We start from the raw sequence: 12,342 nt of genomic DNA, 5'->3' as shown, positions 1-12,342 counted from the left end.
ATGTTTAGCGACACAGACAAATCGCGCCTGATCGAGGCGATGCGCCGCACCGGCACCACACGGCTTGAGGTCGAATGTGGCGGAGAGGTCCTGACGCTAGGTGTGGCGCTGGACGCGCCTGTCATGGCTGCTGCGCCGGTCGAAAAAGCGGCGCAGATAGCTGTCAAAAGCCCCGCCTTGGGTCGCTTTGTTGCCTGCGGGGCAGATGATGGGTTGGCCGCTGTTTTGGACGGTGACCACATCAGCGCGGGTCAGGTGTTGGGCTACGTCGAACTTGATGGTGCGCGGGTGCAGGTGACTGCCCCCAAGTGTGGCGTCCTGATCGGTGATGGCCCGCGACAGGGCCAGACCATCGGTTACGGCGACCCGTTGTTCAAAATGGAGGCCGACACATGAAAATCGACATCAATTCCGACATGGGCGAAGGTTACGGCCCCTATACTCTGGCCGATGACGAGGCGTTGATGGCGCAGATCAGTTCGGCCAATGTGGCCTGCGGTTATCACGCGGGTGACCCGCTGATTATGGATCGCACGGTTGGGTTGGCGAAGGATCACGGCGTTGATCTTGGCGCGCATGTCAGCTTTCCGGACCGCATGGGGTTTGGCCGTCGCAAGATGGATATTCCGCTGCCCGAACTAGAAGCCCATGTGCTGTATCAGATCGGCGCGCTTGCCGCCTTTGCCCGCCGTGCAGGGCATCGCATCACACATATGAATCCACACGGCGCATTAGGAAATCTGGCAAGTGCTGATCCGGCGATCGCAGAGGCCGTGGCCAAAGCGACCATGGATTTCGACCCCGAGATTGCGTTCCTCGTGCTGCCGGGCAGTGCGCTGGAAACCGCAGCCTTGGACTGTGGCGGCAGCGTTGTCCGCCTTTTTTTGGCAGACCGCGGATATCTGCCCAACGGCCAACTCGCCCCGCGCGGTGAGTTCGGCGCGGTGATCAAAGACGAAGCCGAAGTCGTGAAACGCGTTTTGGGGGTGCTGCGGGATCAAACACTGACCTGCGTCACGGGCGAGCAAATCGCGATGCCGGTGCAATCGGTCTTGGTGCATTCCGACACCCCCGGCGCTGTGACCCTCGCAAAGCGCCTGCGCCACGACATTACCGCAAACGGCGGGGACATCACCTCGCTGAGTGCGCAACACAACGCTCAATAAGAACAACGGCCTCGGCAAATCCGTCGGACTGGAACAACCTAATAGGACAGGAACAAAAGAATGCCTTTCTCTGACTACAAAACAGCCCTCGTGACCGGTGCCTCTGGCGGAATGGGGCGCGGTATTGCCGAGCGTCTTGCGCAAAAAGGTCTGACGGTTCACGCCTTCGCCCGTAGCGCTGAAAAGCTGAACGAACTGGCGGCGGAATACGACAATATCATTGCCCACGCGATCGATGTGACCGATCTGGACGCCGTCACAAAAGAGCTGGAACCGCTTGAGATCGACATTCTGGTCAACTGCGCAGGTGTGTCCCGCCCGGGCAGCCTGTTGCAATCTGAAGCTTTCGACATCGACGAACAGATCGACGTTAACCTGCGCGCCTGTCTGCATCTCGCACGCCTGTTGTTGCCTGGCATGATGGAGCGCGACAACGGTCATATCCTCAACATCACATCGATGGCGGCCCATTACGAATTCGGCGGTCACATCGCCTATCACGCAACAAAAGCAGCTATGCACACCGTTTCCCGCCAACTGCGCGTCGATGCCTTTGGCCGCCGCGTGCGCGTGACCGAAATCAGCCCCGGTCGGGTCGAAACCGATATCTTTGCGAACGTCGAAAAGATCAGCCCGGAAGAGGCCAAGGCGAAATACTTCGAAGGCTTCGAGATGCCGCAGGTGTCCGACATTGCCGATGCCGTCGATTATGCGATCGGCACGCCGAAATACGTCAACATCGGCATGATCGAACTGCTTCCGATCCTTCAGGTGCCCGGTGGCCTGCGCACCGCTAGGCGCGTCGGTGACGAGGTTATCCTGACCGGAAACAAATAGCGCCTGCGCGCTCGGCCCCGCCTACCAATCGGGCGGGGCCACCTCAAACAATAAAACTGACGTCTCAGGAGAGATAACCGTGACAACCCAAAAACTAGCCAACCGCGTAACCTCGATCCGCGTGTCACCGAGCGTCGCTGCCGCACAAAAAGTGCGCGACCTCAAGGCACAGGGCCGCGAGATCCTAAACCTGACCGTGGGTGAGCCGGATTTCGACACCCCCGAAGATATCAAGCAGGTCGGCATTCAAGCGATCACCGAGGGTGACACCAAATATACCGCCGTCAATGGCACCGAAGAGCTGCGCAAAGGCGTGCAGCACGACTTTTCCACCCGTCTGGGGATTGAGTGCGGGCTTGACCAGATTTGCGTAGGCGGCGGCGCCAAGCAAATCCTGTTTGTCGCGATGATGGCCACGGTCGAAGAAGGCACCGAAGTCATTGTGCCTGCGCCGTATTGGGTGTCCTATCCCGATATGGTCATCGCCAATGGCGGCAAGCCTGTCATCGTCGAATGCGGCGAAGACGTCGGGTTCAAGCTGACACCAGAGGCGCTTGAGGCAGCGATCACGCCGAGAACCCGCTGGGTGATCTTGAACTCTCCGTCCAACCCGACAGGTGCGGCCTATAATGGCGACGATTTGCGGGCCTTGGCAGCGGTGGTGAAGCGCCACCCCCATGTGCTGGTAATGTGCGACGAAATCTATGACCGGATCTGGTACGCGGACTTCAAAACCGAAAGCATTCTGGGCGTTGCACCCGAACTGGCGGAACAGGCCCTTGTGGTGAATGGTGTGTCCAAATCCTATGCGATGACCGGCTGGCGGATCGGCTATGCGGTTGGGCCGAAATTCCTGATCGATGCGATCAACAAGCTGCAATCGCAGATGTCGTCTTGCCCATCGTCCATCAGCCAGGCCGCTGCCGCCGCTGCGCTGACGGGGCCGCAAGAGGCCGTGGGAAAAACGGTCGAGGTATACAAAGAACGCCGCGACCGCGCTTATGCGCTGATCAATGGCATCGACGGCCTCAGCTGCACGCTGCCTGATGGCGCGTTCTACCTCTACCCTAGCTGCGCGGGTGTCATTGGCAGGACCACATCAGAGGGCGACACAATCGAAAACGATCTCGATTTCGTTCTCTATCTGCTGGAACAGGCTGGCGTGGCTTCGGTTCATGGCGGCGCATATGGGCTAGAGCCGTATTTCCGTATCTCCACCGCAACGTCGATGGATGTCATTGAGGCCGCTTGCGATAAAATCGCCAAAGCGGTCGCGAACCTGTCGTAAACTCTCCCCTTACGGCACCAACCTGAGGCGTCGGACCCTGCATCGCAGCGTCTGGCGCCTTTTTTTATGCGCGGTGTGACGCAAGTCGCGCGGCTGACGTGCCATAAACACAAAACGGCGGACCCGACAGGCCTGCCTTTTGACGTTGTTTTGTGTAGAACAGTGTCAGGTATACAGGTGGCACCCGACACAGCGCCCGTCAGGTTGCACCGACAACTGAGGCGCGGCGGTCTGGCAAATCTCGCCAATCTTGCGGTGGCAGCGCGGGTGGAAGGCACAGCCATCGGGCGGCGACATGGGCGAGGGCACTTCGCCCCCCAAGATGATCTCGTCTCGTTTGGTGCCAGGTGTGCTGGGCAGGGCTGCGGACAAAAGCGCCTCTGTATAGGGGTGGTTGGGCGCGTCGAACACGGCGTCAGTTTCGCCCATTTCCACGATTGATCCCAGATACATTACCGCGACCCTATCGGCGAGGTAACGGGTTGTTGCCAGATCATGTGCCACCAGCAGAAAGCTGACGCCATATTCGGCCTGCATATCCTTTAGAAGATTAATGATCTGCGAGCGGATCGAGACATCTAGCCCCGACACGGGTTCATCCAACACCACCAAGTCAGGCCGCGACACCATCGCGCTTGCGATGGCGATCCGCTGACGTTGGCCGCCAGAAAATTCGTGCGGGTATTTGCGGGCGTGGGCGGGGCCCAAGCCGACTGCATCGAGGGCCTCATGTACGCGCCGGTCGACCTCTCCGGCTGTCAGCGTTTCGTTCACGATCAGCGGTTCGGCAACGAAATCACGGATGCGGACCCGTGGATTGATCGACGACCACGGGTCCTGAAACACGGCCTGCACCTTTGAGCGGTAGTGGCGCAGTCCGCCCGCGGACAGTTGATTGATATCATCGCCGTTAAAACGGATGGCCCCGTTGGTCGGGTTTTGTAGGCGCAACAACAGACGCGTTGTCGTGGTCTTGCCGCACCCGGATTCCCCGACCAATGCTAGGGTCTCGCCCTTGGCGATCTGAAAATTCAGGTTTTCAACGGCGCGCACCGTGCAGGTTTCGGTGGTGAACATACCAGCGCTGACTGTGTAGTGTTTTGACAGGTTACGCGCCTCAAGAATGGGTGTATCGGTCATGCGGGCACGGCCCTCCAGCAGCTGGTTGTGTGGTCGCCAGAGGGGTCTGCGGCGACGGTTGGTGGCGCTTCTGCGCGGCATTTGTCATCGGCATAGGCGCAACGCGGGGCGAAGGGGCAGCCGGTGATTTTGTCGGTTGGGGCAGGGGGCTGACCGGGGATGGTGGTCAAACGCCCTTCTTGCCCGTGCAAGCTCGGCACGGCGGCAATTAGCGCCTCGGTATAGGGGTGCGCCGGATTGGCAAAGATCTTCGCAACCGGACCGGATTCAACGATCCGGCCAGCATACATCACGATCACGCGGTGACACAGGTTGGCGACGATGCCGAAGTCGTGGGTGATGAACAAGATCGCCATGCCGGTGTCTTCCTGCAACTGCTTAAGCAGCCGCAGGTACTGCGCCTGCACCGTCACATCCAACGACGTGGTCGGTTCATCTGCGATGATGACCTTAGGACGGCAGGAAATGGCGATGGCACCGACAACACGTTGCCGCATACCGCCGCTCATCTCGCCGGGGTAGTTGTCGACCCGATGTTCTGGGGCGGCAACCTTGACCCGCCGCAGCGCGTCGACGGTACGCTCGCGCAGGGTCTTGCGGGGGGCATCGCTGTGCAGCTTCAGGGCCTCGCCGATCTGGCTGCCAACAGTGAACGCTGGATTGAGCGAGGTTTGCGGATCTTGCAGGATCATCGAGATGTCCGCCCCGCGCACATGACGCATTTCCTTCTCGCTCAGGGTCATTAGCTCGCGTCCGTCCAGCTTAACACTGCCGCCGCGGATTTTCGCCTCATGTTTGGGCAGCAGCCGCATCAGCGACATGGCGGTAATCGATTTGCCAGATCCGGATTCACCGACAATTCCCAGCGTCTCTCCGGCCTGAACCGAAAAGCTGTGATCGTTGACCGGAAAGAAGCTTCCGGCTTTGGTGGTCAGTTCGACCCTGAGGTTCCTGACGTCGAGCAGGGGGCCTGTGTCTTGGGTGTTCATATCAAACCTGCCTTAGTCTTGGGTCGAGGGTGTCACGAAGCCAGTCGCCGATCATATTGACCGAAAGCACGGTCAGCATGATGGCAAGGCCGGGGAAGAAGGCGATCCACCAATCGGTGGCGATGAAGTCGCGCCCGTCTGAAACAAGCAGCCCCCATGTCGGTGTTGGGCGCGGGATACCGATACCCAGAAAGCTGAGCGACGCGTCCAGCATAATCGCGATGCCGACCTGCAAGGTGGCAAGCACCACGATGGTGTTGGTGACATTGGGCAGGATGTGGCGGAACAGGATACGGGTGTGTGATGACCCCGCCACCCGTGACCTTGCCACGAAATCGGCATTGCGCAGCAACAGCACTTCGGCCCGCACTTGCCGCGCAAAATAAGCCCAAAGTGCGAAGCCGACCACGATCACCACGGACAGAAAGCTTGCACCAATGGCAGCGGCCAGCGCCAGCGCCAAAAGCATCGCAGGCAGGGCCAGTGAGATATCGACCAGACGCATGACGAGCCCGTCAAACCAGCCGCGCACATACCCGGCGATCAGGCCTAGCGTCGTGCCGACAACCACGCCGACCGCGATCCCGATCATCGAAACCGCAAGCACATACCATGCGCCATGCACGATCCGGCTGTAGATATCACGGCCCAATCTGTCAGTGCCGAACGGGTATTCCCAAGTGCCCCCGAAGCCGACAGGCGGCTGCAAGCGCTGCCGCAAGTTGGGGATGTAGGGGTCGTGCAGGGCAATAAAATCGGCGAAGAAGGCCGGAATGATGAACACTGTCAGCAATACGATCATTGGCAGCAGTGGAAGGTCGCGCAGCTGCCGCCAGATACTGGGGCCTGTGCGCGTTGGTGTTGTAACCTCAACCATGTCGGATTCTCGGGTTGACGACGACGTAGAGCAAGTCGACGAGAAGGTTGGAGAGCATGTAAATAACGGCGTAGGCGATGATCACGGCCTGCACGACGGGGAAGTCGCGGCCACGGATCGCCTCGATCGCGACCCAGCCCATTCCGGGGTAGGAATAGACCGATTCAATGACGACCGATCCCGTCAGGATCGACGCTGCAAGAATGCCGAAGTAGGTCAGCGGCACCACCGCCGCATTGCGCAGCGCGTGTTTGAACACGACCGCCCATTCCGACGCCCCTTTGACGCGGGCCAGTTTAATATATTCGGCGTCCAGCACCTCGAGCATGGCAGAGCGGGTCAGCCGCGCGAGTGCCGAAATCTGGAACCATGCGATGGCAATCGCCGGAAGCACCAGATGTGCAAACGTCCCGATACCAGAGGTCGGCAACCAGCCGAGCCAGACCGAGAAGACCCAGATCAGCACGATGCCAAGCCAGAAATTCGGCATCGACTGCCCCATCAGCGCAAAGCCCTGCGCGAATATGTCGATCAGCGATCCTTTGTAGACTGCAGCGGCGATGCCTAGAGGCAGGGCGATGACAAGGGTGATCAGGATCGACAACCCGCCCAGCTTTAGGGTCGCAGGCATACGGTCCATCACAAAGCCCATCGCACTTTCGCCCGGCCATTTGAGGGAGACCCCGAAATCGCCTTGAACCGCGTTGCCAAGGAAGGTGACGTATTGCTTCCACAAGGGCTGATCCAGACCCCATTCACTGATGAAAAGGTCGATCTGTTCCTGTGTGGCGTCATCCGGCAGAAGTGCATCCACCGGACTGCCCGAAAGCTGTGAAAGAGAGAAGACGATCATCGTAATGATCAAAAGTGCAAAGAGGCTCGACGAGACCCTGAGCAAGACATAGCGCAGCATTATGTGTTTCCTTACGTGCAATCAGGACGGGGCCGGGAGGAACCGCCCCGTCCTGATGCGCCGACGAGAGTTAAGTCAGGTCGATCAATCCGAGAGTTCGATCAGTTCGAAATGGCTGAGGCCCGAAGATGTCGAACCCGGGAAGGTCCAGCCTTCGACAAGATCGCTGTTCACGGCCACAGCGGCAGGAACTGTCGCCATCGGCAGGTGGGCATAGCTGTCAAAGATGCGTGTAAACATCTCGTTCAGGGTCGCGTCACGCTGCTCTGGATCAGTTTCCTCGACCAAAGCGGCGCCCAGTGCGTTGATGTCCGGATCACCAAGATCAAGGTGCGGACTGGCCAGTGACGTAAAGTAGATCTGGACCCCGAGGGCGCTGGGCCGGACAGGCGCATTGCGCATCGGCGTCACGAAGTCAGCCGAGAAGCCGCGGATTGCGGTGTTGCCCGTCGCCCAGTCCTGTTCGCGCATTTCGGTTTGGATACCGGCGATGTCGAAATAGGCCTGCACAAGTTCGGCCATTTGCGCGAACTCGGGGTTGCCAGCAAGGCTCGTCACCACAAGCGGGATTTTCGGATTGTCGAAAGCATCAGGGTAGCCTGCGTCTTCCAAAAGTTCCGCCACACGCTCAGGGTCGTATCCGTAGGCTTCGTCGAACCGTTCTTCCAGTTCTTCGGAATATCCGGTGAAACGCGGATCCATTGTGAAGACGGAAAGTTTCCGGACCTCGGGACCATAGAGCGCTTCAAGGATTGCGTCACGGTCCAACGCGCGGTTCATCGCCTCGCGGACCCGCTGGTCAGCCCAGGCATAGGTGCGGGCATCGCGGTTTTCTTCGCCTTCAGGGTTCAAAAACTGACCGGTGAACAACATCGAAGTCTGCATCGCGCCTTCGCTGGACGCCAGAATGGTCTGACCGGCCTCGGCTGCATCGTCTTGCAGGTCGCGGGGCAAGGTGACGGCATGCGCCTCTCCGGCAGAGAGCATGGCAAGACGGGTGGACGGCTCGCTCACCCAGCGAAATTCAATCGCGTCATAGTCGGCGCTGACACCGCTCCAGTGGCCCTGAATGGTGCTGAATGTGACCGACTGACCGGTTTCGCGGCCTTCGTATTGGAACGGGCCAGAACCTGCGGGGGCGGTTTCATATCCTTCGATGCCTTCGGCGTCGAACTGCGCCTTGCTGTAAATCGCCAGCGATCCGCGACCTGCGTGGGAGAACAGGAAGTTCGGCTCAGGTGATGGAAGGTCAAACTGGACGGTTTGATCATCAACGGCAGTGACTTCGATTTCGCGGAAGGCGCTGATACCGCTCAGTTTGGCATCGTCGCCGATGTGCAGGTTAAAGCTGTGGACCACATCTGCGGATGTCACGGGGCCCCAGTCGCCGTTGAATTTGGCTTCGGGGTGCAGGCGGAACGTCCACGAGGTGAAGTCTTCGTTGTGCTCCCAGCCTTCGGCCAGTTGGCTGTTGTCATACTTGCCCGTTTCAGGATCTTGCCCGACCAGCGTCTGCAGCGACGGCAGAATGAAGGCGCCTGTTGTGGTCCAGTACAGGTTGGAATCCGCGCCGAGTGGGCTGACGGCGACAACAACGGTTTCTTGTGCCTGCGCCGCCCCAGTCATGGTGGAGCTCAGGATGGTGCCGGCCAGCAATGCGGCTTTCACGGCCTTGCCGGTGCGACGGGTGAGAGTTTTCAAAGTATAGGTCATAAGCGTTCCCTGTTTGGTGGTCGTTTTTCTTTTGAACCGGGTGGTGTCGGGTTCGAATTATTGTGGGATCACTGTGCAGGGAGGCGGATGGATTTGTATAATAGCAAAGCCAACTGACGACATAGCCAAAGCCAATGTGCGCCGTTGGATTGCCGCTTAAAGCGGCGTTTTGAAGCTGTATTTCCAATTTTTTTAAGGGCTTGTCGCACCGTCGCCCTGTGTCGTCCGCAAAGTTATGGACGCTGTGAGGGGCAACGGTTTCGCTGAAAATGTAGGCTCCGCGCGAACTTATTCGGGAAATTCCGACGATGCACGGACCTGTTCTTTCGACTGAAATCGGGTCCGGCAATAAAAAAGTGGCAGGGAATCCCCTGCCACTTTGATCGGTTATAGTCATCCCCTAGCAGGGATGAAATTGCGCTACAGGATTGTGCGCAGATAGCCCAAAGATGCCTCGAAGTCGCCTTCGATATGCGGGATCCGCGCGGCTTCCAATGCCAGCGTGCCGTCGTAGCCGATGGCCTTCAACGCATCGATCTGGCCCTTCACGTTGGTTACACCGGTCCCGTAATGCTGCCACGTCATCTTGCCATCAATGATCTGGCCGTCTTTCAGGTGCACGTTGCGGATGAAGGGTTTGAGCTTTTCAAATCCGGCCTCGAATGTTTCGTTTTCCGCTTCATACAGGTTGCCAGTGTCCCAGACATAGCCAAAGCTGTCGCGGTTCACAGCCTCGAGCAGGGCAAGGCAGGCATCGCTGGTGTCGGCCCAAGTGCCCGGCAGGTTTTCAAGCTGGACGTTGATGCCACGGGCGGCAGCGCTGTCGACAACTTCGCCCAGCAAATCGACCACTTGGTTCAACTCGGCAGTGTTGGCGTTGGCGCTGCGTTGGGGGGCAAAGGTAATCAGCGTGTTTGTCGACAGCTTTTCCGCCATATCCATGCTCATGTCCCATAGACCGCCCTTGTGCAGATCAACCATATCACTGCCGACCTCCATACCGATGAAGTTACCGGCAGAGGCGGCGGAATAGGTGATGCCGTATTTATCCTTCGCGCCTTTCAGCACGTCCCACGCCTGACCCGTCAGTAGGGGAAAGCGCTTTGCCTCAACGGTGCGGGCTTCGAAAATGGTGATACCATGATCAACGGCGGCTTTCAGGATCGTATCGAGCGTTCCAGGGGCGGTCAGCGGAGCGACTTCGTTGGTGACTGCAGCTAGTTTCATGGGGCGAATGGGCTTTCTGTTTTCTGCGCCGCGACGGGTGCGCGACAAGGGTTCACACCACGCACAGGCGCGGCGGTTTAGGTTTGAAGATGAAGAGCATCCCGATCGACAAGACGGCCAAAACGGGGCCGTCTGGCGGCGCGCAAACCAGATGCGCGCCGTGCTGACCGGATCATGAAGTTTGCCGGCGCGCTTGGAAAATACAATCACGGCATGTCGCCATAGCTAACCTGTATGGCGGACGCGCGCCTGCCGAAGTTAGTCGGCGATACAATGTGCTGGAAGCCCATTCGGCAGCGTCGGCTTTGCGTTACATCCCTGCACGAAATGCAGGCGGCTGTCGTATCTAGCTCAGAACAATCGGAAATCGATGAACTCGAGGCGCTGAGCGACTCCCCAACGAAGATCCGATTTGTCACTATCCACTTCGCACTCCCGACTCGGCGCGTTTGATTAATATGCGCGCCCATTTTTTGTGCTAGCTGAACGCTAGCGGGGAGTCATGTCGTGTTCAATCGAAATGCTTCGTAAGATTGCCTTTTTCGTGATGTCGGAGTCTTGGGCGGCGCGGGGTTGGTTGCTCAGCCTTCGGCCAGTAGCTCGTCAGGAAAGGTTTGAACGTGGCGTTCAAATGCCTCGACGTCGGATAGTCTATACACGACCCGGCCGCCGATCTTCAGGTATCGCCGGCCCTCCTGGACCCAACGCCAGCGCTCGAGTGTTCGGTGGCTGATGTGGCCGCGAAAGAAACTGTCATTCAATGTTAGCTTTTGTTAGGTTTCACCATTCTCATGTTGATGAGTGACGTTGCGATGTGCGTTGGCCGCCGAGTTCCAAGGTATTCCGGAGCATGCGCTGTCAATCTGGGGGATGTAGTGGGGGATGCGCTTTAGGGGTTCGCTAAATTATTTAACACTGACAGCGCCTTAATCTGATATCTTGGCGGAGAGACAGGGATTCGAACCCTGGGAAGGCTTGCACCCTCAACGGTTTTCGAGACCGCCCCGTTCGACCACTCCGGCACCTCTCCGCGGGGGTCTGGTGGAGGAGGCATTTAGCGGCTCTGGCGGTGGGGTGCAACCGCAAAAGTCACTGATTGAGGCATGAAATCTTTGTGCGGCATCTGTGTTCGGGATCAGGCTCATCGGTCGGGCGCAACATGCGGAACCGGAAGACCGTGACGCGCGGCAATACGATTTTCCAACCGACGACCACCAATTGTGCAGCCGGTAAATCGAACAGTATAACTGCCGCAGTCCTCGTCGGCGATGCGGCACGGCTTGGAAATCGCGCGTCAAGGGACTAATTGACGTTCTGAACCGCTACAATGGATGCCCATCATGTTTCTTCGTCAAATTCTGGCACTGCCCCTTATATTCATGGCACTGCCTGCCGCAAGCAGCCAGGCAGACGAGTTGCTGGATGCGCTTGGTATCCCCGAGGTGATCGCGGTGATGCAGGACGAGGGGGTTGATTATGGAGCGGAACTGGCCGAGGATTTGATCCCCGGCGGTCCAAGCCCAAGCTGGAACGCAACGGTTCAGCGGATCTATTCAGTCGAAAAGATGGAAGCCTCGGTCCGCGAAGGGTTCCGTGAAACGTTGGCGGATACCGATCTGGATCCGCTGCTTGCGTTTTTTCGCACCACACAAGGCCAGCGCATCGTCAGGCTGGAAATCAGTGCCAGGCGGGCCCTGGTCGATGAGGATGTCGAAGAGCAGGCCCGCGCCGCGTTTCGTAATCTTGATGGCAGTGACGATGATCGCCTGCGGTTGCTCGACGAATTTGTCGAGGTCAACGATCTGATCGAGGCCAATGTCGTCGGCGCGTTGAATTCCAGCTATCAGTTCTATCGTGGGTTGGCCGAGGGCGGCGCGGTCGGCATGTCCGAAGACGAGATTGTTTCGGATGTCTGGGCACAGGAGGAAGAAACCCGCGTTGATACGCGCGAATGGCTTTACGGGTATCTTTTGATGGCGTACGGCCCGCTGGAGCCGGAGGTCATCGAGGACTATACCGCGTTATCGCGAACCGAGGCTGGGGCGGCCATGAACCGGGCGCTGTTTGCCGGGTTTGACGATATGTACGGTGATATTTCATATGCACTTGGACTGGCTGCCGCGCGCCAGATGCAAGGTCAGGACCTGTAGGCGCGGGACATCCGTCAAAAAGCCAGTTTGAAAGCTTGACAA

General features: G+C 58.6%; 11 protein-coding genes and 1 tRNA gene. 5 read left to right on the top strand and 7 right to left on the bottom strand.

Translation table 11 applies throughout. The annotated features are described in order from the left end of the window. The 4 genes from ACN0WV_RS07935 (at position 1) to ACN0WV_RS07920 (ending at position 3,291) form a co-directional block, all read left to right on the top strand. Positions 1-396: an acetyl-CoA carboxylase biotin carboxyl carrier protein gene (locus ACN0WV_RS07935; protein ID WP_417604884.1), complete on the top strand. Its 396-nt coding sequence runs from the start codon at positions 1-3 to the stop codon at positions 394-396. Then, complete coding sequence (locus ACN0WV_RS07930; protein WP_417604882.1) at positions 393-1,166, top strand: LamB/YcsF family protein; 774 nt, start codon at positions 393-395, stop codon at positions 1,164-1,166. Before ACN0WV_RS07935 ends, ACN0WV_RS07930 begins: the two co-directional genes overlap by 4 nt. Positions 1,167-1,226: 60 nt before the next feature. After that, positions 1,227-2,003: an SDR family oxidoreductase gene (locus ACN0WV_RS07925; protein ID WP_417604881.1), complete on the top strand. Its 777-nt coding sequence runs from the start codon at positions 1,227-1,229 to the stop codon at positions 2,001-2,003. A 79-nt stretch (positions 2,004-2,082) separates the two neighbouring features. Further along, complete coding sequence (locus ACN0WV_RS07920; RefSeq protein ID WP_417604879.1) at positions 2,083-3,291, top strand: aspartate transaminase; 1,209 nt, start codon at positions 2,083-2,085, stop codon at positions 3,289-3,291. 165 nt (positions 3,292-3,456) lie between these two features. Here the strand turns inward: ACN0WV_RS07920 and ACN0WV_RS07915 are convergent, their stop codons facing one another. The 7 genes from ACN0WV_RS07915 to ACN0WV_RS07885 form a co-directional block, all read right to left on the bottom strand. Further along, a complete protein-coding gene (locus ACN0WV_RS07915; RefSeq protein ID WP_417604877.1) occupies positions 3,457-4,431 on the bottom strand; it encodes an ABC transporter ATP-binding protein in 975 nt (324 codons plus the stop codon). Beyond that, positions 4,428-5,420 (bottom strand): ABC transporter ATP-binding protein, encoded by a 993-nt coding sequence (locus ACN0WV_RS07910; RefSeq protein ID WP_417604875.1) that lies wholly within the window; start codon positions 5,418-5,420, stop codon positions 4,428-4,430. The genes ACN0WV_RS07915 and ACN0WV_RS07910 overlap by 4 nt, the downstream gene beginning before the upstream one ends. A gap of 1 nt (position 5,421) precedes the next feature. After that, positions 5,422-6,297: an ABC transporter permease gene (locus tag ACN0WV_RS07905; protein ID WP_417604873.1), complete on the bottom strand. Its 876-nt coding sequence runs from the start codon at positions 6,295-6,297 to the stop codon at positions 5,422-5,424. Then, entirely contained in the window at positions 6,290-7,210 is a 921-nt protein-coding gene (locus ACN0WV_RS07900; protein WP_417604871.1) for an ABC transporter permease, read from the bottom strand. The genes ACN0WV_RS07905 and ACN0WV_RS07900 overlap by 8 nt, the downstream gene beginning before the upstream one ends. Before the next feature lie 84 nt (positions 7,211-7,294). Then, entirely contained in the window at positions 7,295-8,923 is a 1,629-nt protein-coding gene (locus tag ACN0WV_RS07895) for an ABC transporter substrate-binding protein (RefSeq protein ID WP_417604869.1), read from the bottom strand. Positions 8,924-9,343: 420 nt separating this feature from the next. Next, entirely contained in the window at positions 9,344-10,150 is an 807-nt protein-coding gene (locus ACN0WV_RS07890) for a sugar phosphate isomerase/epimerase family protein (protein ID WP_417604867.1), read from the bottom strand. A gap of 940 nt (positions 10,151-11,090) precedes the next feature. Beyond that, positions 11,091-11,180 (bottom strand) — tRNA-Ser (locus tag ACN0WV_RS07885). Between the two features lie 310 nt (positions 11,181-11,490). On the opposite strand from ACN0WV_RS07885, the gene ACN0WV_RS07880 reads away from it, so the two are divergent. Continuing rightward, positions 11,491-12,300, top strand: coding sequence for a DUF2059 domain-containing protein (locus ACN0WV_RS07880; RefSeq protein WP_417604865.1), 810 nt, complete (start codon positions 11,491-11,493; stop codon positions 12,298-12,300). Positions 12,301-12,342: the final 42 nt, after the last annotated feature.

This window comes from Primorskyibacter flagellatus (assembly GCF_048268605.1).
Taxonomy (GTDB): Bacteria; Pseudomonadota; Alphaproteobacteria; order Rhodobacterales; family Rhodobacteraceae; genus Primorskyibacter; species Primorskyibacter flagellatus.
This window is presented reverse-complemented; position numbering and strand designations above follow the sequence as displayed.

Coding starts and splice junctions, on each gene's coding strand:
- ACN0WV_RS07935 (WP_417604884.1), top strand. CDS start 1: ATGTTTAGCGACACAGACAAATCGCGCCTGATCGAGGCGATGCGCCGC.
- ACN0WV_RS07930 (WP_417604882.1), top strand. CDS start 393: ATGAAAATCGACATCAATTCCGACATGGGCGAAGGTTACGGCCCCTAT.
- ACN0WV_RS07925 (WP_417604881.1), top strand. CDS start 1,227: ATGCCTTTCTCTGACTACAAAACAGCCCTCGTGACCGGTGCCTCTGGC.
- ACN0WV_RS07915 (WP_417604877.1), bottom strand. CDS start 4,431: ATGACCGATACACCCATTCTTGAGGCGCGTAACCTGTCAAAACACTAC.
- ACN0WV_RS07910 (WP_417604875.1), bottom strand. CDS start 5,420: ATGAACACCCAAGACACAGGCCCCCTGCTCGACGTCAGGAACCTCAGG.
- ACN0WV_RS07905 (WP_417604873.1), bottom strand. CDS start 6,297: ATGGTTGAGGTTACAACACCAACGCGCACAGGCCCCAGTATCTGGCGG.
- ACN0WV_RS07900 (WP_417604871.1), bottom strand. CDS start 7,210: ATGCTGCGCTATGTCTTGCTCAGGGTCTCGTCGAGCCTCTTTGCACTT.
- ACN0WV_RS07895 (WP_417604869.1), bottom strand. CDS start 8,923: ATGACCTATACTTTGAAAACTCTCACCCGTCGCACCGGCAAGGCCGTG.
- ACN0WV_RS07890 (WP_417604867.1), bottom strand. CDS start 10,150: ATGAAACTAGCTGCAGTCACCAACGAAGTCGCTCCGCTGACCGCCCCT.
- ACN0WV_RS07880 (WP_417604865.1), top strand. CDS start 11,491: ATGTTTCTTCGTCAAATTCTGGCACTGCCCCTTATATTCATGGCACTG.